Origin of the sequence: Roseimicrobium sp. ORNL1 (assembly GCF_011044495.1) — a bacterium.
GTDB lineage: Bacteria > Verrucomicrobiota > Verrucomicrobiia > Verrucomicrobiales > Verrucomicrobiaceae > Roseimicrobium.
In genome coordinates this window covers 3,487,316-3,506,850 of the sequence record NZ_CP049143.1, presented here as the reverse complement: position 1 = coordinate 3,506,850, position 19,535 = coordinate 3,487,316, and the positions used below count along the sequence as shown (strand labels likewise).

At 59.7% G+C, this 19,535-nt stretch carries 20 protein-coding genes; 5 read left to right on the top strand and 15 right to left on the bottom strand.

All coding sequences use genetic code 11. The annotated features are described in order from the left end of the window. Nucleotides 1-36 precede the first annotated feature (36 nt). Both G5S37_RS14055 and dhaL read right to left on the bottom strand, forming a co-directional pair. Nucleotides 37-993: a 3-hydroxy-5-phosphonooxypentane-2,4-dione thiolase gene (locus tag G5S37_RS14055; protein WP_165204945.1), complete on the bottom strand. Its 957-nt coding sequence runs from the start codon at nt 991-993 to the stop codon at nt 37-39. 90 nt (nt 994-1,083) lie between these two features. Next, nucleotides 1,084-1,719, bottom strand: a complete 636-nt coding sequence (dhaL, locus tag G5S37_RS14050) for a dihydroxyacetone kinase subunit DhaL (RefSeq protein ID WP_165204943.1) — start codon at nt 1,717-1,719, stop codon at nt 1,084-1,086. 116 nt (nt 1,720-1,835) lie between these two features. Here dhaL and G5S37_RS14045 point away from each other — a divergent pair, with 116 nt between their 5' ends. Further along, the gene (locus tag G5S37_RS14045) at nt 1,836-2,513 is read left to right on the top strand and encodes a hypothetical protein (protein ID WP_165204941.1); all 678 of its coding nucleotides are present in this window, start codon (nt 1,836-1,838) and stop codon (nt 2,511-2,513) included. Nucleotides 2,514-2,553: 40 nt separating this feature from the next. Here the strand turns inward: G5S37_RS14045 and G5S37_RS14040 are convergent, their stop codons facing one another. Next, complete coding sequence (locus G5S37_RS14040; protein ID WP_165204939.1) at nt 2,554-3,102, bottom strand: hypothetical protein; 549 nt, start codon at nt 3,100-3,102, stop codon at nt 2,554-2,556. Between G5S37_RS14040 and G5S37_RS14035 the strand changes: the two genes are divergently transcribed. Beyond that, a complete protein-coding gene (locus G5S37_RS14035; RefSeq protein WP_165204937.1) occupies nt 3,101-3,379 on the top strand; it encodes a hypothetical protein in 279 nt (92 codons plus the stop codon). The genes G5S37_RS14040 and G5S37_RS14035 overlap by 2 nt on opposite strands. A 4-nt stretch (nt 3,380-3,383) precedes the next feature. Then, the gene (locus G5S37_RS14030) at nt 3,384-3,752 is read left to right on the top strand and encodes a hypothetical protein (RefSeq protein ID WP_165204935.1); all 369 of its coding nucleotides are present in this window, start codon (nt 3,384-3,386) and stop codon (nt 3,750-3,752) included. 353 nt (nt 3,753-4,105) lie between these two features. Here G5S37_RS14030 and G5S37_RS32685 read toward each other — a convergent pair whose 3' ends face one another. The 4 genes from G5S37_RS32685 to G5S37_RS14015 all read right to left on the bottom strand — a co-directional run bounded on the left by G5S37_RS32685 (nt 4,106) and on the right by G5S37_RS14015 (nt 6,526). After that, nucleotides 4,106-4,234 (bottom strand): hypothetical protein, encoded by a 129-nt coding sequence (locus G5S37_RS32685; RefSeq protein WP_276617041.1) that lies wholly within the window; start codon nt 4,232-4,234, stop codon nt 4,106-4,108. A gap of 97 nt (nt 4,235-4,331) precedes the next feature. Next, the gene (locus tag G5S37_RS32850; protein ID WP_343229939.1) at nt 4,332-4,508 is read right to left on the bottom strand and encodes a CsbD family protein; all 177 of its coding nucleotides are present in this window, start codon (nt 4,506-4,508) and stop codon (nt 4,332-4,334) included. Nucleotides 4,509-5,051: 543 nt separating this feature from the next. Continuing rightward, nucleotides 5,052-6,062: a dihydroxyacetone kinase subunit DhaK gene (locus G5S37_RS14020; RefSeq protein ID WP_165204933.1), complete on the bottom strand. Its 1,011-nt coding sequence runs from the start codon at nt 6,060-6,062 to the stop codon at nt 5,052-5,054. Between the two features lie 155 nt (nt 6,063-6,217). Further along, entirely contained in the window at nt 6,218-6,526 is a 309-nt protein-coding gene (locus tag G5S37_RS14015; RefSeq protein ID WP_165204931.1) for a hypothetical protein, read from the bottom strand. A gap of 113 nt (nt 6,527-6,639) precedes the next feature. Between G5S37_RS14015 and G5S37_RS14010 the strand changes: the two genes are divergently transcribed. Beyond that, a complete protein-coding gene (locus G5S37_RS14010) occupies nt 6,640-7,992 on the top strand; it encodes a hypothetical protein (RefSeq protein ID WP_165204929.1) in 1,353 nt (450 codons plus the stop codon). A gap of 33 nt (nt 7,993-8,025) precedes the next feature. On the opposite strand, the gene G5S37_RS14005 is transcribed toward G5S37_RS14010, so the two are convergent. The 7 genes from G5S37_RS14005 to hisC form a co-directional block, all read right to left on the bottom strand. Beyond that, nucleotides 8,026-8,472, bottom strand: coding sequence for a hypothetical protein (locus G5S37_RS14005; RefSeq protein WP_206026447.1), 447 nt, complete (start codon nt 8,470-8,472; stop codon nt 8,026-8,028). A gap of 71 nt (nt 8,473-8,543) precedes the next feature. Beyond that, nucleotides 8,544-9,830, bottom strand: coding sequence for a histidinol dehydrogenase (gene hisD / locus G5S37_RS14000; RefSeq protein WP_165204925.1), 1,287 nt, complete (start codon nt 9,828-9,830; stop codon nt 8,544-8,546). A 259-nt stretch (nt 9,831-10,089) separates the two neighbouring features. Then, nucleotides 10,090-11,301, bottom strand: coding sequence for a saccharopine dehydrogenase family protein (locus G5S37_RS13995; protein ID WP_165204923.1), 1,212 nt, complete (start codon nt 11,299-11,301; stop codon nt 10,090-10,092). Between the two features lie 112 nt (nt 11,302-11,413). Then, a complete protein-coding gene (speA, locus tag G5S37_RS13990) occupies nt 11,414-13,342 on the bottom strand; it encodes a biosynthetic arginine decarboxylase (RefSeq protein ID WP_165204921.1) in 1,929 nt (642 codons plus the stop codon). Between the two features lie 151 nt (nt 13,343-13,493). Continuing rightward, nucleotides 13,494-14,837, bottom strand: a complete 1,344-nt coding sequence (locus G5S37_RS13985; protein ID WP_165204919.1) for an MFS transporter — start codon at nt 14,835-14,837, stop codon at nt 13,494-13,496. Nucleotides 14,838-15,060: 223 nt separating this feature from the next. Continuing rightward, on the bottom strand, nt 15,061-16,413 hold the full coding sequence (gene mnmE, locus G5S37_RS13980) for a tRNA uridine-5-carboxymethylaminomethyl(34) synthesis GTPase MnmE (protein WP_165204917.1): 1,353 nt from the start codon (nt 16,411-16,413) through the stop codon (nt 15,061-15,063). Nucleotides 16,414-16,438: 25 nt separating this feature from the next. Next, nucleotides 16,439-17,533, bottom strand: coding sequence for a histidinol-phosphate transaminase (gene hisC, locus G5S37_RS13975; RefSeq protein WP_165204915.1), 1,095 nt, complete (start codon nt 17,531-17,533; stop codon nt 16,439-16,441). A gap of 421 nt (nt 17,534-17,954) precedes the next feature. On the opposite strand from hisC, the gene G5S37_RS13970 reads away from it, so the two are divergent. Beyond that, the gene (locus G5S37_RS13970) at nt 17,955-18,977 is read left to right on the top strand and encodes a ThuA domain-containing protein (RefSeq protein WP_165204913.1); all 1,023 of its coding nucleotides are present in this window, start codon (nt 17,955-17,957) and stop codon (nt 18,975-18,977) included. Nucleotides 18,978-19,113: 136 nt separating this feature from the next. On the opposite strand, the gene G5S37_RS13965 is transcribed toward G5S37_RS13970, so the two are convergent. Next, on the bottom strand, nt 19,114-19,443 hold the full coding sequence (locus G5S37_RS13965) for a hypothetical protein (RefSeq protein ID WP_165204911.1): 330 nt from the start codon (nt 19,441-19,443) through the stop codon (nt 19,114-19,116). Nucleotides 19,444-19,535 lie beyond the last annotated feature (92 nt).

Genomic DNA, 19,535 nt, shown 5'->3' with positions numbered 1-19,535 from the left:
GCGGCTCTCTCATTCAAATAACTCTCAGCGCAGCGCTTAGCGCTTGCCCTTGAGGTCCTGGTATTTCTGGAAGCCCTGCTCGGGGGTGAGGCCTTCGTGCACGACGCCGCGCACGGCCTGCATCATGGCGATGGGATCATCGCTCTGGAAGATGTTGCGGCCCATGTCCACGCCGTTCGCGCCCTGCTGGATGGCGTTGTAGCTCATCTTCAGTGCGTCGAGCTCGGGAAGCTTCTTGCCACCGGCGATGACGATCGGCACGGGACAGCAGCTCGTGATGGTCTCAAAGCCTTCTTCCGTGTAGTAGCACTTCACGACGTTCGCGCCGAGTTCCGCCATGATGCGGGTGGCGAGGCGGAAGTACTGGGCATTGCGAGCCATGGCGCGGCCGACGGCCACGACGCCCATGACGCCGATGCCATAGCGGCTGGCGGCATCCACGAGGTCGGTCATGTTCTTCAGGGACTGGCGCTCATACGCACTGCCCACGAAGACCTGCACGGCAAGGATGGAGGCATTGAGACGAATGGCTTCCTCGATGTTGAGCGCTGTGCTCTCGTTGGAGAGCGGCTCAAATCCGGGGCGCTGAAGCTTGAACTTCTTGTCGCCGACTTCGCCTTCCCACTCTTCCATGGGGCTCACCATGCTGGTGCCGCCGCTGGCGCGGAGGGCGATGGCCTTCGTGGTGGAGGCAGGAATCACGCTGCGCTGGATGCCGCGGGTGAGCATGAGGCAATCCGCATACGGCTCAAGCGGGAGGATGGTCTGGTCAACGCGCTCAAGACCCGTGGTGGGGCCCTGGAAGTAGCCGTGGTCGAACGCGAGCATCACGGTGCGGCCGTCCTTGGGATTGAAAACCTTGCTCAGGCGGTTCTTGAGACCCCAGTCATACTGGTGGGAGCCCTTGAGGAAGAAGCCAGGGGCCTCCTGCGGGATGTCGGTGAAATATTCCTTCTCCTTCTTGTCGGAGGCGCTGGTCTGGATGTCTGCCATGGGTTGCTAGCGGTGTAGGTTTGGTGTTTGGGGAAACGAAAATAAAATGAAGAGGTCGGATTAGGACAAGGGAATGCGAAAGGTGGGAGACTACGCAGTGATGTGATCCTTCATCGCATTGATGATGACGGTCACGGACATGGCGCCGGCATCCGGGAAACCAATCGCGGCTTCACCAAGGGTCTTGGCGCGTCCAAATTTTGCGACGAGGGCCTTGCTGGCTTCCAGGCCACCTTCCGCAGCAGCAGCCACGGCGGTGATGGCATCCGGAAGGGAATCACCGGAGACTTCGGCGGCCTTTGCGGCGGCAGGTTCCATGGCATCCACCACGGTCTTGTCACCGACAGCGGCGCCGCCACGGGACTTCACGCCGTCCACACCTGCCTGCAGGAAGGCGGCGAGGGCTGCAGCGTCAAAGGCTTCCTTGCCCGCAAGCGCCTTGCCGCCGTTTCGGAAGAAGGTGCCAAAAATCGCGCCGCTCGCGCCACCCATGCTGCTCATCATGGCCATGCCCACGGTGGAGAAAGCCTTCTCAATGCTGTCCGGCTCAGCGGCATTCAGCTTTTCCTTGGCGGCGGTCATGCCGCGTTGCATGCCGAGTCCATGGTCGCCGTCTCCGAGATTGCGGTCGGCTTCAGAAAGCTGGGGCTCAGCGGCGATGATACGGTCGCACGCCAGCAGCAGCATGGCTTTCACGTCTTCTTTGGAGAGGGAAGTCTTGGGCATAAAACGGGGCGGATTACATGGAGACAGGCGGGGCTTTGTCAAACGGCAAGGTGAATAGCCAAGCACCCGCCGATTTGCCCCTGGCAATTTTCCCGGGCCGTCGTTTGGTGCGGCCCATGCAGCAGGTCGCGGAGAATCTCTGGGTGGCGCGCTATCCCATGAAGCTACTGGGAGCGGATCTTGGTCGTACGGTCACCCTCATCCGCATCGGCGGGCAAGTGGTCATTCACTCCACCGCCCCCTTCAGTCCGGAGGACGCCGCCGCCATCCGCGAACTGGGCACGCCCGCCTGGATGGTGGAGGGCGCGACGATTCACGACACGTTCACCGTGCAGGGACGCGCCGTCTTCCCCGAGGCAGACATGTACCTGCCACCGGGTTTCCCTGAGACGGGCGGTGGCGTAGCGCCGAAACCGCTCACCATGCCGCCCACGGAATGGCAGGGGCAACTGGAGGTGCTGCCTATCGCCGGCATGCCCAAGCTGAATGAGCACGTCTTCCTCCATGTACCGAGCCGCACGCTGATTGTGGCGGATCTTGTCTTCAATGTGCCCCCTACGGCAGGCACCTGGGTGCGTCTGCTGCTGAAGCTGGCCTCCGGTCTGCAAGGCGGCCCCGGTGTGAGCCGCATCTTTTTGAAGGAGGTGAAGGATCAGGCTGCCTTCAAGCAATCGCTCGCGAAGATGATGCAGTGGGACTTCGACCGCGTGATCGTGGGCCATGGGGACATCATCGAGCGCGGTGGCAAGGAGACGCTGGCCCGCATTTTCCGCGAGAAGGAGCTGCTGCCGTGAGGTAGTCACCTCCACTCGGCACAATATGACGAATCGGCGACTACCTCGCAGGAGACGACTCGTCGGCCGGTTCCACTGTGAAGCCATTGGCATCCACGGTGATGCAGATTTTGTACGCTTCCGCCCCCGCCACCATAAACTCGAGCAAATGGACATCTTTTCCTTTCAAGGTGAGCTTTCCCTCAAGTTCCTCCACCTTGTCCTCAAACTTCAATTGCGGTCGATGCGTGCCCGATACCTGCAAATCGGACAACACATTCTTTAGGATCCTCAAAAACCACGCGATTTCAGCTTTCTCGGCCTCCACGGTGGGAAACCTCGGGAAGATAGCCAAAATTGAAGCCCCATTCTCCCCTCTCACAAATACTCCCGGCTCCTTCCCGAAGACTCCTGCTCCGTATAGCGAGAGAATGAACGCTACGATTGTTGGGATACGCCTCTTCATGGACATGCCTGAGTCTACCTCGATACTTCCATAGAACTCAATAGTCGGCTCTGAATACAGATAACATTCGGTAACCACGAGCAGCGTCTCGCGCGAATCTTCAAGGAGATTCCGCCAACTCCATCTCTCAAGGATCCTTCCCATGAGCCCAGACACACCAGCCAAGCCTCTGGAAGACTTCGTCCGTGACATCCTTCACGAAGCTGAAGTCACGCTCCGACGCGAACCTGCGAAGGCGGTCGCCATGGCCTTCGGCATCGGGCTTCTCTTCCACGTGCTGCCGAAGCGCCTCATCGTCTCCACGGCTACGACCACCGCTCTCACCCTTTTGAAACCGGCCCTGCTCACCTTCGGCATCGTTAAGGCGGCGGAGTTGGTGCTATCGCAATCCAAACCCGAAGCCCATTCCAGTCATGAATGAGTCCATGCCCTCCCCGGACAACCCCGTGTTTCCCAGCATTCCATCGCAGCACGATGTGCTGCATCCACCGTCGGCACTGAAGCAGGTGGAGGGTTTCATCCGGGAGCATCCGGTGGCTTCCATCTTCACCATCCTGGGTGTGGGGTGCGCCGTGGGCATCGTGCTCAAGGAACTGCTGACTCCCCCGCCCCCTCCTCCCAAGAACAAGGCATTGCGCCTGCTGGAGGACATCCAGGCACGTCTCACGGAGCTCACGGAGCCTGCCTATCACAAAGCCAGCCACCTGGCAGAGGACAGCATGGAGACGCTCAAGCGCAGCCTGCACTCGCTCGGCCAGACGAAGGCGGGTGCACCGCTGAAGCGGTGGTTTTGAGCAGGAGGTTGGACTTTCTAGTCCGACAGTGGGCGTTAGGCTTTCCAGCCTGACGAGGCGAATGAGCCGTGCGCGGGTCGTGCTACCCCTGCCGTCAGACCAGAGGTCTAACGCCCGCTGTCAGGCGAGGACGCCTAACCTCCTCTGCGTCTTTGCGGTTAACCTTGAAACGGCCCTGCCGCGTGAGGCGTGAGTGATGTGCGAGTTTTCCACCTTCTCGTCAGGCTGGAAAGCCTAACGCCCGCTGTCAGGCGAGGACGTCTAACCTCCTTCAATGCACACAAAAAAACTGGCAGATTTGAAGTCTGCCAGTTTGTGTCTGTATCGAGCATCTGCTCAGCGGGCAGCCTCACTCACGTGCAACCACGGAGGAGGAAGAAGAGAAACAGCACAGAGGCAGGCACGCCCATCAGCCAGAGGATGATGTAGCCGATCTTGCCTTGGGGTTCGAAACGACCAGGGGGTAATTCAGGGGTTTTCATGGTTTGGTCAGGTGAGGGTTTATGTTGCGGGGACTCTTCTCTCCATGGCGTGCCCGCTTTGGGGGCAGCGGGACACGCATCGAACTCCGGGTCCCGGTTAGAGTTCATCAATGATGCGGTCGACCTCTTCGCGGGTCTTGCCGAGGCGCTGCTGCAGGCGGCCGTAGAGTTCGTCCTCCTTGCCTTCCTGGTAGAGGAGGTCGTCATCCGTGAGGTCGGCAAACTTCTGCTTCAGCTTGCCCTTGGTTTCGTTCCAGCTGCCCTTGGCTTTCAGCCGCGAGGGAGAGGCGGTCAGAGTGTCGTTCACCTTTTCCTGGCGCTCGGCGGCTGCCTCGCGTGCGTCTTCCCGGATCTCACGGGCCTCTTCGCGCGCCTCTTCCCGGGCTTCGCGGGCCTGCTCACGGGGACTTTCTTTGCAAGCGGCGAGACCCAGCATGAGTACCGGGGTGATCAAAAGGAGTCGTGTTTTCATGTTGTGGAGTTTGGTTCGCGAGAACGCTCAGACGCTCTCCCCTCCTTATTGGGCAGGGATTGGGCCAAACACCCTTCGGCACTCACAAGCAGTTCATGATGAAGCTTATAACAGGATCCCGCCTTTGTTGTCGCACGTTGTGATTGATTGCACCGTGCACGGATTTTCCATGTCAGTGTGCAATGATCCCGAAATTTAGGCCCGGGTGGGCAGCCGTAAGCTCTTCAGCGTGTTCGCAGAAGCATCCCCACGCGGAAAGCTCCCCTCCACAGACAACAAAAAACGGAGCCCTCGCAGGCTCCGTTCTCGTGATTCTAGATGAAAGTGTTACGGGTCCCGAGCGGCTTACAGCTTGGTGTAGCCCACGCTTTCGCAAGGAAGGTCCCAGAGCTTCTTTAGCTCGGCGTCGAGCTTGGTGACGCTGAAGGACACCCCGGCCATCTCCTGGCAGGTGACGATGCTGTCCACGATGGTCTGGTGGATTTTGATACCGCGCTTTTCGAGGATGGGCTTGGCGGCGCGCAGCATGATGAGCAGTTCCATCATGTGGGTACTCCCGAGGCTGTTCACGAAGAACACGATCTCGTCGCCCGCGTTCAGCGGAAGGTCGTCGCCGAAGATGATGTCGAGCATCTTGGGAGCGAGTTCGTCCGCGGTGCACATGGGGATGAGGCCCACGCCCTTCTCACCGTGGATGCCCATGCCGAGGCCGATGACATCATCCGCGAGTTCGAACGTAGGCTGGCCGGTGGCAGGAATGCTGCCGGGCTTGGTGGAGACACCCACGGTGCGGGTGTGGTCCACGGCCTTCTGGGCGATGCGGGCGAGCTCATCCAGCGAATCTACCACGGTGGCGGCGGCGCCTGCGAGCTTCACGACCGGCACGAGGCCAGCCACACCACGGCGGTTGTGCTTGGCATCCAGGGGCGCAGAGGCGACGTCGTCATTGATGATGACCGTCTTCACCTCAATGCCTTCTTCAGCGGCGAGTTCCGCGCCGATGTCGAAGTTCATCACGTCGCCAGCGTAGTTGCCGTAGAGATACAGCACGCCCTTGCCGCGGTTCACGGCCTGGGTGGCGTCCAGTACGATGTCGGGAGGAGGAGCCGCAAAGATGTCGCCGACGGCGGCGCCGTCTGCCATGCCCTTGCCCACGAGGCCGTGGTAGATGGGCTCATGGCCCGCGCCACCACCGATGAGCAGCGCAGGGGCGTCCGGGCGCAGGTCGTTCATCACGATGGAGCGTGTGCCGACTTTGCGGGCCTTGCCGTCATAGGCGAGCACCAGGCCATCGAAGAGTTCGTCGGCACACTTGAGGGGGTCGTTAATGATCTTCTTGGCGGGATTGGCGCTCATGATGGTGTGAGTGTGTGTAAGTGAGGGAGAGTGGGGCTTCTGCTTCTGTCTGGTTGCTGATGCCGCAGTGGCTGTGGCGAAACGCGCCCGCCGTTTTAACGGGGGCGGTGGGAGTTGTCAAAATGAAGTGCGGTCCTGACAGCTCCGAGCCATGGTCAGATAGAAATCCATCCGCCGCCCTTGTTCGGGTCTATCAGCAGTTCGTAGGCTTTCACCGCTTGTTTTTGCGCCGTCTCAAACTCCAGTTTCACCGTCTCGGAGCGCCATTTCAAGGTCCTCCCCAAATCTTTGCGAACCCGGTAGAGCCAATCCATTTCTGCAGCCGTCCCTGGTGTACCCAAGCCCTCTGCAAGCGCCACGAACCCCGCGGCGCGGTCCTTCGCCTCGGCTTCTGAGACCTCGAATGTCTCCTGTATGAGCCGTTGGACGTAAGCGACCAGGTGGGCCGACGGAGAAGTGCTCATGGGAGCCGAGGATAGAGAACTGTAACCAGATTCTCAAGCACCACGAGTTTCCTCGTGATTTTTGCGGTCCCTCATGTCTTCTGTCGGTTCCAAGTACCGCAGGTCACACGTCCATGGAATCCGCGCCGCCCAACTTCACCATCAGTGCAGGAAGAGAACGACGCATCGCTCCCTGGAACTGGATTCCTCTTTTGATAGGCGCGGGAGCGCCGCTTCTTCTCATGTTCTTGGCCATCGCCAGTGGATTGACAATTTTCATGTGGTTCTCACTGGCCATCTTGGGCGCCACGCTGCTCTATTTTCTGGTCCAATGTGTCGCCAGACTTGTCGAAAGACGATGGGCAGGGGCGGTATTTGCCATCCTACGATTCGCAGCGCTGGCATTTTCCGCCCTGGTGTCGTTTGGATTCATCGTATTGCTCTCACTCTTTGGTCCGCCCATGGACCATTTCGCCGACGACCTGAAGATTCCGGAAGGGATCGAAATCGCAGAGCCCGATAAAGATCCAACCGATTCCATGGTGGAAACAGGTGACCTAGAGGTTGACGATCTCCAGGCCGATGTGCGCGCTACACTGGCTGTCCCGGGAAGCGATGTTGTGGAATTCACACCGTACATGCCCTCTTTGCGCCGGGCATCAACGGACCATGCCAAGGCGCTCCTCGAATATCTCGAAGCTTCCCCAGATTGGCACGTTTTCATTGAGCAGGGGAACCTCTTCGCAGCCAGACGCTGGAGCTACGGAGGAGAACCTCGCGATGAGATGCACGGTTACATCTCGGACTTTGACGACGGTGCCCGTTTCCAAACCCGCTGCCTCATCTGCCTCGATCGCAAGCAGTGGAGTCGTTACACAGTGCAGCACGTCGAAGAAGGCTCCAAGCCGGTGAAAGCAGAGATGAACATGGGCAACACCCTCCCTGAAAGCCGGGTGATGATTGAATGCGGTGGCGTGTGGGTGGAAATTTTTGAGGAATCCAGCAAGCCCGAGCGCCGCGTGACCAAAGTGACGGTGAGCGCACTGGAAAAGGAGTTCTCTGAGTTTGCGAAGGATCCCGAAGCTTCCATCTCAACGGCTCGGGGCAAAAACCGAGACCTGGCCCGCCGCTTTGCTGGCAGCGACAACCAACCCTTCCGATTGCGGAGGGGCATGCAGCGGGGAACCTACGAGGTCGTGTATGCACTCAACCCAGGCGAGCCAGGTTGGGTGTACTTGAAGGCATTCGAAGTGACGAAGGGAACACCCCTATCCGTTGCCAACCTGGAAGATGCGTCAACGACCCGTCTCCTATGGTCATCCAATCCCGCTGAACGATTTGGTGCCAAGGCTGGGTTTACGATATACGAAGGAGACTGGGGCCAACCCTACGCCGCCCGTTTTGAAGTGTGGTTTCGTCCGCTGTCGGGCAAGAGCAAACGAAAGCTTGCTGAAAGGAACTTCAAAATTGAAGGCTGGCAGCACTAGATGAATCTGTACGGACCCCACCCTCGAGAGGGCCTACGGCTTGGCGCGTTTCAATACCGCATCGAGGGCAGATTGGGACTTGTCTGAGGTGGTCACGATCTTCCCACGGTCGGAGGCGCTCCATACCTCCACGTGATCGCAGCTGTAGCAGATGACGAGGTCGAAGCAGGTGTCCCCCTTTCGCACCCGGAGGCCATGATGCGGCTCAAAGCATTTGGCTCCCGCAGCCCACTGCCGCATGCCCGCTGAGGCTGCCGAGGCGAGATTTCGCCCCGCGGCTTGATCGGTGACTACGATCTGTTTGCGGATGGGAAAACGGTGGAAATGGGTGCTGTCCACCTGGGAGATCCATTGAGCGTAGTCCCCCACCTCCATGCTCGCGGGGTGTATCGGCCTGCTCGAATCGATGGCATACACTGTCACATCGTCAAAACCGGCCGCTATGAAGGCATCGAGATCGTCCGCCTGCGGGCTTGCCACATGACGACAACCCGAAAGAAAACAACACGTCAAGAAGACGGCCACCATGATACGCATGGTGGCCTTTTATCTTAAACTGAGCGCACCGTCACGGAATTCCCGTGCGCATCCAGCCCTTCGATCTCGCTGAAGATGCGGACCACGGGTTCGGATTTGGCGCAGGCTTCCTTGGAGAGACGCACCATGCTGGTACGGCGCTGGAACATGTCCACGGTGAGACCGGGGAAGGACTTCCCTGCCCCGCCGGTCGGCAGGGTGTGGCTGGGTCCGGCGAGGAAGTCGCCGACGGCCACGGGCGAGTAATTGCCCAGAAAGATGGCGCCCGCCGTGCGGATGAGCGGGAGGATGTCCTGCTCGCGCTCGGTGATGAGGCTCAGATGCTCCGGCGCGTAGTTGTTCACGATCTCCGCGCCTTCTTCGAGCGTAGGCACGAGCATGAGGAAGCATTCCTTGTCCAGCACGCTGCGCACCATGTCCTGGCGAGAGAGCTTGGCACCCTGCGTCTCGACTTCCTTCAGCACGGCCTCGAGCAGGGCCGCGTCATCCGTGAGGAAGCCAGCACCGCTGTCTTTGCCGTGCTCGGCTTGGGCGAGGAGATCTGCGGCGATGAAGGCGGGATTCGCGCTCTTGTCCGCGAGCACCAACACTTCGCTCGGCCCGGGAAGCAGGTCGATGGAGACAACCCCGAAAGCCTGGCGCTTCGCTTCCACGACGTAGCTGTTGCCGGGGCCAAAGATTTTGGTCACGGGCTTGATGGTCTCCGTGCCGAAGGCCATGGCAGCGATGGCCTGGGAGCCGCCCACGCGATAGATTTCCGTGGCGCCAGCCAGGCGCAAGGCGGCGAGTAGATTGGGATTCACCTGACCGTCCTTGCCGCAAGGGCTGCACACCACGATTTCAGGCACTCCTGCTGCAGCAGCGATGGCCACGGTCATGATGGCCGTGCTCACCAGCGGCGCGGTGCCACCGGGGACGTAGACGCCCACGCGCTCGAACGGGTGAAACACCTCACCCACTTCGGCGCCTTGTTCGTTGGTCATGGACCAGGCCTTGCGCATGGATTGCTGGGCAAAGGTCTGCACATTCCGCTTGGAAGCTTCGAGGGCCTCGCGCACGCGGGGTTCGAGCGCATCAATGGCCATTTCAGCCTCCGCGAGAGGAATGGCAAGCGTATCAGGCGTGAGGTCCGCGCCGTCGAACTTCTTCGTCAGTTCGAGCAGGGCTGCGTCTCCGCGCTCGCGGATGTCCTTGATGACGGATGACACCACTTCCCGTACGCGGTCAGACGCTTCTGCACGGCGGTCAAGACGTCGTGACTCATTGGCGTATTCGGCGTCGGTGTAGCGGATGATTCTCATGGAGGGTGACCTTCGCGGGGTAAGAACGAAGGGGTCGGTACGCTACATGAGGTGGCGTAGTTTTCAAATGGGACGGCGCAGACAGTTGAACATCAACGACGCCCATGAGCCCTGGGAGCGCTGGCCTCCGGCCGGCGTTGCTGGGTGGCTATGGTATGCAGCGCAGTTGCCACGAATACGCCGGCCAGAGTTCAGCGCTCCCAGGGCCGTGTCGGGCAGGTGGGCCTACCTACTATGGCAAACTACGCGTTGAGGAGAATTACTTCTCTCCCGGCAGCGGCTCGGTCGGGTACGTTTCCACCCAGGGCAGACCGTACTTGTTCAGGTCTTCCATGAAGGGATCCGGGTTGAGCTGCTCGACGTTCCAGACGCCGGGCTGGCGGTACTCGGAGGGATTGGTGAGAAGCTGGCGGGCGGCGATCATGGCGGGCACACCGGTGGTGTAGCTCACGCCCTGGCTGTTCGTCTCGGCATAGCAGTCCTCGTGGTCCTTGATGTTGTACACGTAGTAGCGCTTGAACTTGCCGTCCTTGCCAGTGCCTTCGATCCAGTTGCCGATGCAGGTCTTGCCCTTGGTATCGGGGCCGAGGGTGCCGGGCTCGGGAAGCAGGGTCTTGAGGAACTCAATGGGGATGATTTCCACGCCCTTGTGCACCACGGGATCGATACGGGTCATGCCCACGTTCACCAGCACTTCCATGTGCTTGATGTAGTTGTCGCCAAAGGTCATCCAGAAGCGAGCGCGACGGATGTCGAAGTGCTTCACGAGCGATTCCAGCTCCTCGTGGTAGAGGCAGTAGATGTTCTTCGGGCCAATGCCATCCGGGAAGTCGAAGCTGCGCTTGATCTCCAGCGGCTTGGTTTCCACCCACTTGCCATCCTGCCAGTAACGACCGTTCGCGGTGACTTCGCGGAGGTTGATCTCGGGGTTGAAGTTCGTGGCGAAGGCCTTGCCGTGGTCGCCTGCATTGCAGTCGATGATGTCCAGCGTGTCGATCTTGCTGAAGTGGTGCTTCATAGCGTACGCGGTGTACACATTCGTCACGCCGGGGTCGAAGCCACAGCCGAGCAGCGCGGTGAGACCGGCGGCCTTGAACTTTTCCTGGTAGGCCCACTGCCAGTGGTACTCGAACTTGGCGACATCGCGCGGCTCGTAGTTCGCGGTGTCGATGTAGTGCACGCCCGCTTCCAGGCACGCGTCCATGATGGTGAGGTCCTGGTACGGGAGAGCGACGTTGATGACCACTTCCGGTTTGAACTCCTTCAGCAGCTTCACGAGCTCGGGAACGTTGTCCGCGTCCACGGCTGCGGTCTGGATGGGACGCTTCAGCTCAGCGGCAATGGCGTCGCACTTGGACTTGGTACGGCTGGCCAGCATGATTTCGCCGAAGACCTCGGGAAGCTGGGCGCACTTGTGAACGACGACGCGGCCGACGCCGCCGGCTCCGATGATGAGGACTCGATGGGACATGGAAAGAAAAGTTAAGTGTTAAGAGTGAGGAGTTAAGTGGGCGACGCCGCCATTCAACATGTAGCGAATGGCGGCGAGAATGGAGAGAACGCTCAATGACAGAATCGTCACATTAACTCTCGAAGTACGTATAACCGCGCAGCCCGCCTTCGTAGGCCTCCATGATTTCGAAGCGTTCGCGGGCGGAGATGTGCTTCTTCACCACGGCCTCCTCGGCGAGCACACGGAAGCGGCGGGCAAGCTCCTTCGGATCGTACTCCACGTAACTGAGCACCTCCGAAACGGTATCGCCTTCCAGTTCGCGCGTGTACTTGAGGCGGCCGCCCTCAATGCGGACACTGACCACATTGGTATCTCCCAGCAGATTGTGCAGGTCACCCAGGGTTTCCTGATACGCGCCTACAAGGAAGATGCCGAGCATGTAGTCGTCCTGAAGATTCACATCATGCAGCGGCAGCGTGCTGTGGATATCCTGCGAGTGGATGAAGCGATCCATCTTGCCGTCCGAGTCGCAGGTGATGTCGCTGAGCACGACGGGACGCGTGGGCTTCTCACCGAGACGGTGAATGGGCATCACGGGGAAAAGCTGATCGATGGCCCAGGAGTCGGGAAGACTCTGGAACACACTGAAGTTTCCGTAGTAGTAATCCGTTTGCACCGCCTCGAGGCGCTCCATCTGCTCGCTGCCGAAGCCGCCCTCCTTCATCTTGCCGGAGACCCAGGTGAGGATTTCCCAATAGAGCTCCTCGCCCAAGGCACGCTGGCGCAGGGTGATCTTGCCCGAGTGGAACTCGGAGCGGATCTTCTCGCGGTAGTACACCGCATCATTGTAAATCTCCTGGATGTACTCGCGCGTCGGGTTCGTGCCATTGCCGAGGGCCTTGGCGCGAAGGTCGAAAATGTTCTTCAGCAACGCTGGTGGCTTCTTGGGCAGGCGCTTGATGCCGCTGGCTTCGTAGCGGTTGATGTCCAGCACGTTGATGACCAGCACGGAGTAGTAGGCCACCACGGCGCGACCGGATTCCGTGATGATATCCGGGTGCTCAATCCCTGCTTCATCCGTGACTTCGCTGATGGCTTCGATGACGTCCGCGCAGTATTCCTTGGTGCCGTAGTCACTGCTGCCGCCGGAGCTGTTCTTCAGGCCGTCGTAGCTGATGGCCAGACCGCCACCGAGGTCCAGGATACCCATCTTGGCACCTTCCTGCACGAGACCCACATAGACGCGGGCGCCTTCGACGGCGGCATTACGAATCGCGCGGATGCTGGGAATCTGCGAGCCCTGGTGGTAGTGGAGCATGCGCAGGCAGTGGAGCATGCCGCGCTCGCGCAGCTTGTCCACGGCCGCCATGACTTGGGCAATGTTCAGACCGAAGACGCTCTTTTCACCACCGCTCTCGCTCCAGTGACCGGCACTCTCCGTGGTAAGACGAATGCGCACGCCGAGGGCAGGCTCGATGCCAAGCTTCTTGCTGCGCTCGAGGATGAGATCCAGCTCGCTGGGCATTTCCAGCACCATGAGCACCTGGATGCCCATCTTCCGGGCATAGAGGGCGAGGTCGATGAATTCTTCGTCCTTGTAGCCGTTGCAGACGATGTAAGCCTCCGGGTCCTGCATGTAGGCCAGCGCGGCGATGAGTTCCGGCTTGCTGCCAGCCTCAAGACCGTAGTGGTACTTCCGCCCGTACTTGGTCACCTCTTCGATGACTTCCTGCTGCTGGTTGACCTTGATGGGATAGACGCCGCGATACTTGCCACGGTAATTCGCCTCGCGGATGGCGGTGCCAAAACCTTCATTCAACTCCTCGATACGCCACCGCAGGAGGTCGCCAAAACGGATGAGCACGGGGAGCTGCATGCCGCGCTCCTTCATGCCGCGCACGATGTCGGGAATGCTGACCGCCTTGGTCTTGGTACCATCGCGCAGGTGCACGACGACCTCACCTTTGGAGGAGATGTCGAAGTACTTGTTCCCCCATTCGCGGATGCCGTAGGTGTTGGCGGATTCCTCGATGGACCAGTCAGGGGTTTTCTTTCTCATTTTGCTCAAAGGAAGGGCACAGGGGTGATCAGATCACTGAGCGCCGATAGTGAGCACGTTTTACGGGAATGAAAAGTGAAGTTTCACGTAGTTCCGCACAGACGGGAAGGAAACCACCCGCCCCAAGAGTCATGAAAACTTGTCGTAACCGTCACGGCGACCTGGTTTCCTTTTTCCCAAGTCCCAGGAAAAAGATGATGATCGCTGAGCAAAGCATCGAGGCACTGAGATAGGTCAACCCGAGATCGTAGGAGCCGGTGTCGTGCCTCGATTTGCCCATCAAGTAGGAACCCCAGAAGCCGCCGAGATTACCCACGGAATTGATGAGGCCGATACTGCTGGCCGCCGCGGCCTCCACCAGAAAGATGCTCGGCAGGGACCAAAAGGCAGGCATGTAGCCCTTAAACCCTGCAAACCCCACCATCATAAGCCCGACGGTGACCCACACATTTCCCTTGGTCAGGGGCAGGGCGAAAATGGCGCAGGCCCCAATCACCAGCGGGACCACCGCATGGAAACGACGCTCCTTGAAGTGGTCGGAACTCCATCCACCCGCAAGCTGTGCCAGCAGGGCCACCGTAGGCGGCAGGATGATGAACAGCATCAGCTGCTTGATATCCATGGCATACCATTCCTTGATGATGGAGGGCATGAAGTACTCCATGCCGTAGCTGCAGGTCACCACGCAGAAATACGCGAGAGTGAGCAGAAGCACCTTGGGATGGGAGAATGCCTCCAGGATGGTCATGCGCTTGCCCTTCCGGGTTTCAGCCCGCTCGCGCTCCAGTTCACTCTCCAGCGCCTCCCGCTCTTCAGCAGTGAGCCACTTTGCCTGATGCGGCCTGTCCGTGAGAAAGAACAGAACGATCACCCCCAGCACGACGGCGGGTATCCCCCACATGATGTAAAGCCACTGCCAGCCCTCCAATCCCCAGAGTTCAGGTTGTGAAACGGCCACTCCATCCACCATCTTGGTGGAACCGATGGGCAAGATGAGCCGGGCGACCAGAGGGTTGATTACCTGGGCGGCGGGCGTCGCCACAAGGAAAATGGAGAGGGCTCTGCCGCGGTCCCTCCGTGGGAACCAATGGGTGAGATACACGATGACACCGGGGAAGAAGCCAGCTTCCGCAAGACCCAGGAAAAACCGCACGGTATAGTACTCGTATTTCGTGGTAACTGCAGCCGTGAGCGCTGCGATGATGCCCCAAGTGACCATGATGCGGCAGATCCACTTCCGCGCGCTCCACTTCTCCACCATGAGGCTGCCGGGAATCTCCAGCAAGAAATACCCCCAGAAGAAGAGGCCTGTCCCCAATCCAAACACGGCTTCATCAAACCACGGAAGATCATCCCGCATGTTCAGCTTCGCCACTGCCACATTGTTCCGATCAATGTAGGCAATGAGGTAGCTGACAAAAAGAATGGGCAGCAAACGCCAGAAGGCCTTTTTACGTGCGCTGTCGAGGGGAGAAAGTGAGGCTGAGGATGCCATACGGGAAAAGAGAAGCGCAAACAACGACTCTTGAGAAGCACTCCTTGCGGAAGCAGCAAGGAAAGTATGGCTGCTGCTGAAGTGTAGAAGGCTTCTCCAGAAGCCTTGGATGGGAGTTCGTGGAGGGGAACAGCACGTCGCCACTGCAATTTGGGATCTACCATGAGGACGAGCCCACACATCCTGCCGCACTGAAAGGTTTCTGGAGAAGCCTTTTACCTTCTTACTTGCCAATACAGAACGTGCTGAAGATCGCGCCCAGCACTTCCTCCACATCCACACGACCGGTTACTTCGCCGATGGACTGCATGGCTTCGCGCACATGAAGCGCGACAAACTCGGTGCCGGTTCCGGCGCGGAAGGTTTCGGCGGCTTCACGCAACGCGGCGGCGGCACGCTCGAAGCACGCTTTATGGCGAGCGTTGATGGCGACGAGCTGTGCGTTTCCTGACACAGCGCCACTCCACACAGCATCGCGCATGGCATTGCGGAGTGCTTCCACGCCTTGAGCGCTGGCACAGGAGAGGGCCACGGCAGGGGCGCTGCTCCAGGAGTCATGAATGCCGAGGTCGGCTTTGTTCAAGATGACCACATGCGCCTTCTCACGGCCAGCGGGAATGGGCACACGATGCGCCTCGGCTTGGGGCTTGCTGCCGTCCACCACTTCGAGAATCACGTCCGCTTGGGCGAGTTCCTTGCGCGTGCGCTCCATGCCGTGCTGCTCGATGAAGTCGCTCGTGTGCTGACGCAGGCCTGCGGTATCCACGAGGCGGAAGGGCAAGCCGTGGATGTGTAGCACTTCCTCAATGGTATCTCGGGTGGTGCCTGCCTGCGGGCTCACGATGGCACGCTCGAAGCCAGTGAGGAGATTCAGCAGGGAAGATTTCCCGACATTGGGCTCACCGCAGATTACCGTGCGTGCGCCACTGCGCAGGATGCGTCCGTGCTCGGCGGTATCAAGGAGGGAGCGCAGCGTGGATTGCAGCGCCTCCATGCGTTTCAGCATAGCATCGCCCGTGTCCGGATCGATGTCCTCCTCCGGGAAATCAATGTAGGCCTCCAGGTGCGCGAGCAGATGGATGAGGTCCTCGCGCATCTGCTCTGCGGTGTGGCCCAGCCTTCCTTCGAGCTGTTGGGAAGCAGCCTGCAGGGCCAGTTCGCTCTGGGCATGGATGAGATCCATGACCGCTTCCGCCTGCGTGAGGTCCAGCTTCCCATTCAGGAAAGCGCGCTGGGTGAACTCTCCCGGCTCGGCGGCGCGGGCTCCGTTTGCGAGGAGCAATTCATAGATGCGGCGCGTGACGAGGACGCCGCCGTGGCAGGAGATCTCCACCATGTCCTCGCCCGTGTAGCTCGCGGGTCCGCGGAACACGGTGAGCAGCACGGAGTCTACCGTGGCATCATTCGCATCCACGATGCGGCCCAGGTGCTGCATGCGTGGGGACAGCTCTGGCACGGGACTCTTCCCGCGAAAGATGTTGTCCCCCACCCTGACGGCTTCCGGTCCGGAGACGCGCAGCACACTGATCGCCGCCTCGCCAAAGGCGGTGCTGATGGCGGCGATGGTGTCTGTCATAACGGAACTGAACCAACGGTGGCAGTTACTTGCCAAGGATGCCGCGCAGCGTGGCGATGCAACGCTTGTTCTGCTCCATGGTGCCCACCGAAATGCGCACCCAGTCGGGCAGCTTGTATTCGGCCATGGCGCGGACGATGACGCCCTTGTCCAGCATCTTCTGGAAGACGGCATCGCCATCGCCCACCTGCACAAGCACGAAGTTCGCGTGGCTCTTCACAAACGGGAGCCCCATGGCGGCGAACTCCTGCTCGAAGTAGGTGCGGCCTTCGTCCGTGATCTGCTTGGTGCGATTCTGGTGCTCTTCATCCAGCAAGCCGGCGACGGCACCCGCTTGTGCGATGGAGTTCGCATTGAAAGGCTGGCGGGTCTTGTGCAGCACGCCGATGAGATCCTCCGTGCCGATGCCGTAGCCGATGCGCAGGCCGGCGAGACCCTGAATCTTCGAGAAGGTGCGGAGGAGAATGACGTTCCGGCCTTCGCGCACGAACTTCATGGTGTCCTGCGGCTCATTCACGAACTCGTAGTAGGCCTCATCGATGACCACCACCACGTGATCCGGCACCTTGTCCATGAAGCGCTCCAGCGCGTCCGTGGTCACCATGGTGCCCGTGGGGTTGTTTGGATTCGCGATGAAAAGCTCCTTGGTCTGGGGCGTGACAGCCGCCAGCATGGCGTCCAGGTCATGGACGAAGCCAGGGTCCGGGATCTCGATGGTTTCCGCGCCGAAGAGCGTGGCCATCAGCTTGTACACCACGAAGGCGTGCTCGGCGGTGATGATGTTGTCGCCCGGCTTGAGGAAAGCGTGGCCGATGAACTCGATGATTTCGTTGGAGCCATTGCCCAGCACGATCTGGCCAATGCCGACATTGAACTTCTTCGCCAGGGCGTCGCGGAGCTTGAAGCCGAAGCCGTCCGGATAGATGTGCGCCTGGGTCATGGCCTGCTGCATGGCTTCCATGGCCTTCGGCGAGGGGCCGAGGGGGTTCTCATTGGAGGCCATCTTGATGATGTCCTCCGGCTTCAGGCCGCGCTCACGGGCCAGCTCCTCGATGGGCTTTCCAGGCTTGTAGGAGACGAGGTCTTTGAGTTGAGGGTTGGCGTAGTTCCAGACGTTCATGCGAACGTCTTCCATGCGCGAGGATGGAGCTGTTTGCAAGGACGTTGGCGGGTAGTTGACGTCTCGGCCATGACAGGCGTGGTCTGCTTATCGGAATGGCCGCAAAAGAACGCAAAGAACACAAAAGTCTGAAAGCATCTGCCATGTCCTGTCAGCCACCCGGCTACCTTCACACGATTCAGCTCCCTCTTTTTTGCGTCCTTTGCGTTCTTTTGCGGCCATTCCTTGTTCGGGTGGAACGTCAGCCCGAGAGGTGGCCAAGCTCCAAGGGGGTGGACGAAGGGCCTCAGGCCTTCCCAAACTGAAGGCAAAATCAGTCTGGAACCCACCAGCATGCCTTTGTCCAGAAATCCCTTCCCCGTGTTATTCCCCTGCTGCTAGACTCCGCCTCCACGTCCGTTTGTTGATGCATCATTCCCTCATGAAACTACGCACCCTTTTCACCACTGCTCTTCTCTGTGCCACGGCTGCGGTCGTTGCGCCGGCCCAGGTCACCCTTGAAGGAAAGGACGGTCCCGGAAAAGGGAAGAAGGTCGTCCTGCTGGCGGGCGATGAAGAATACCGCTCCGAGGAAGTGATGCCCATGCTGGCGAAGATCCTCGCGGAGAAGCACGGATTCACGTGCACGGTGGTGTGGAGCATCGACCCGGCCACGGGTGAGATCGAGCCGAAGAATGCCAGCAACCTGCCCGGCATGGAAGCGCTGGACCAAGCAGACCTGTGCATCATGCTCTGGCGCTTCCGTGCGCCGACGGATGAGCTGATGAAGCACTTCGCGGACTATTATCTCGCCGGGAAGCCGATCATCGCGCTGCGCACCAGCACGCATGCCTTCAACTATCCCAAAGACTCCAAGTCCCCATACGCGAAGTACGGCTGGACCAGTCCTGAATGGAAAGGCGGCTTCGGCAAGAATGTGCTGGGCGAGACCTGGGTCACCCACTGGGGCAAGCACAAGTCCGAGGCGACCAAGGGGGTGATTGAAGAAGCCGCGAAGAGCGACCCCATCCTGCGTGGGGTGACGAATCTCTTCGGTGACAGCGATGTGTATGAGGCCTATCCCCCAGCCGATGCGAGGATCCTCGTGCGTGGCCAGGTGCTCTCCGGCATGACGCCCGACTCCAAGCCCGCCGCCTACACCAAGCCGCGTGCGAGTGACAAAGCGACCCAGGACGTGAACACCCCGATGATGCCGGTCATCTGGACCCGCGAGTACAAAAACGAAGCGGGCAAGACGAACAAGATCTTCACCAGCACCATGGGCGCTGCCACGGATCTGAAGAACGAAGACCTGCGCCGCGTGGTGGTGAATGCCGCGTACGCCTTCACCGGACTGGAAGTGCCTGAGAAGGCCAACGTGGATATCATCGGTGACTACGCGGCCACCATGTACGGCTTTGGCACGAATGTGAAGGGCAAGAAGCCAGCGGACTATGTGAAGTAAGCGGTGGTCGTCGCATCCCGCCACAACATCCCTCCAGCAAATAAAGCAGGCGGCACCGAGTAGGTGCCGCCTGTTGCGTTTGCGTTTCTAGAATCAGTTTTGCACGATTCGTCAGTTCAATACTACTGCATCGCCATTAGAAGATGCGGAGATAGAAACTGCTGCGCGGGTAGGAGTAGCGGTACGGATCGTAGTAGTACGGGCGCCCATAATAGTAGGGCCTGTAGTACGAACGACCATAGTAGTGGCGATTGTAGTCGCGGTATCGGTATCGGGAGTTGTGATAATGGTGTCGGTGTCTATTTTTCACCAATTGGGCATCGGAGGCATCGCCGTTATAGACCAGCGTCTGCGCCCGGCCCGGGGCACCATTGAACTCCGCCGTGCGATAGTCGCTCGTATCCGCTTTCGCCGGGACAGCGGTCGCGGCGAGCATCGTGCACAAGGCAATTACTGGCAGTTTCATGGTTCAAGGGGGTTTGGGATTTTACAAGCTTCGGTGTACTCCGTCACCAGTGACGGCAGACCTCGGCTTGCTTCTCCATTCGACGATAAGAT

Coding starts and splice junctions, on each gene's coding strand:
- G5S37_RS14055 (WP_165204945.1), bottom strand. CDS start 993: ATGGCAGACATCCAGACCAGCGCCTCCGACAAGAAGGAGAAGGAATAT.
- dhaL (WP_165204943.1), bottom strand. CDS start 1,719: ATGCCCAAGACTTCCCTCTCCAAAGAAGACGTGAAAGCCATGCTGCTG.
- G5S37_RS14045 (WP_165204941.1), top strand. CDS start 1,836: ATGCAGCAGGTCGCGGAGAATCTCTGGGTGGCGCGCTATCCCATGAAG.
- G5S37_RS14035 (WP_165204937.1), top strand. CDS start 3,101: ATGAGCCCAGACACACCAGCCAAGCCTCTGGAAGACTTCGTCCGTGAC.
- G5S37_RS14040 (WP_165204939.1), bottom strand. CDS start 3,102: ATGGGAAGGATCCTTGAGAGATGGAGTTGGCGGAATCTCCTTGAAGAT.
- G5S37_RS14030 (WP_165204935.1), top strand. CDS start 3,384: ATGCCCTCCCCGGACAACCCCGTGTTTCCCAGCATTCCATCGCAGCAC.
- G5S37_RS32685 (WP_276617041.1), bottom strand. CDS start 4,234: ATGAAAACCCCTGAATTACCCCCTGGTCGTTTCGAACCCCAAGGCAAG.
- G5S37_RS14020 (WP_165204933.1), bottom strand. CDS start 6,062: ATGAGCGCCAATCCCGCCAAGAAGATCATTAACGACCCCCTCAAGTGT.
- G5S37_RS14015 (WP_165204931.1), bottom strand. CDS start 6,526: ATGAGCACTTCTCCGTCGGCCCACCTGGTCGCTTACGTCCAACGGCTC.
- G5S37_RS14010 (WP_165204929.1), top strand. CDS start 6,640: ATGGAATCCGCGCCGCCCAACTTCACCATCAGTGCAGGAAGAGAACGA.
- hisD (WP_165204925.1), bottom strand. CDS start 9,830: ATGAGAATCATCCGCTACACCGACGCCGAATACGCCAATGAGTCACGA.
- G5S37_RS13995 (WP_165204923.1), bottom strand. CDS start 11,301: ATGTCCCATCGAGTCCTCATCATCGGAGCCGGCGGCGTCGGCCGCGTC.
- speA (WP_165204921.1), bottom strand. CDS start 13,342: ATGAGAAAGAAAACCCCTGACTGGTCCATCGAGGAATCCGCCAACACC.
- G5S37_RS13985 (WP_165204919.1), bottom strand. CDS start 14,837: ATGGCATCCTCAGCCTCACTTTCTCCCCTCGACAGCGCACGTAAAAAG.
- mnmE (WP_165204917.1), bottom strand. CDS start 16,413: ATGACAGACACCATCGCCGCCATCAGCACCGCCTTTGGCGAGGCGGCG.
- hisC (WP_165204915.1), bottom strand. CDS start 17,533: ATGAACGTCTGGAACTACGCCAACCCTCAACTCAAAGACCTCGTCTCC.
- G5S37_RS13970 (WP_165204913.1), top strand. CDS start 17,955: ATGAAACTACGCACCCTTTTCACCACTGCTCTTCTCTGTGCCACGGCT.
- G5S37_RS13965 (WP_165204911.1), bottom strand. CDS start 19,443: ATGAAACTGCCAGTAATTGCCTTGTGCACGATGCTCGCCGCGACCGCT.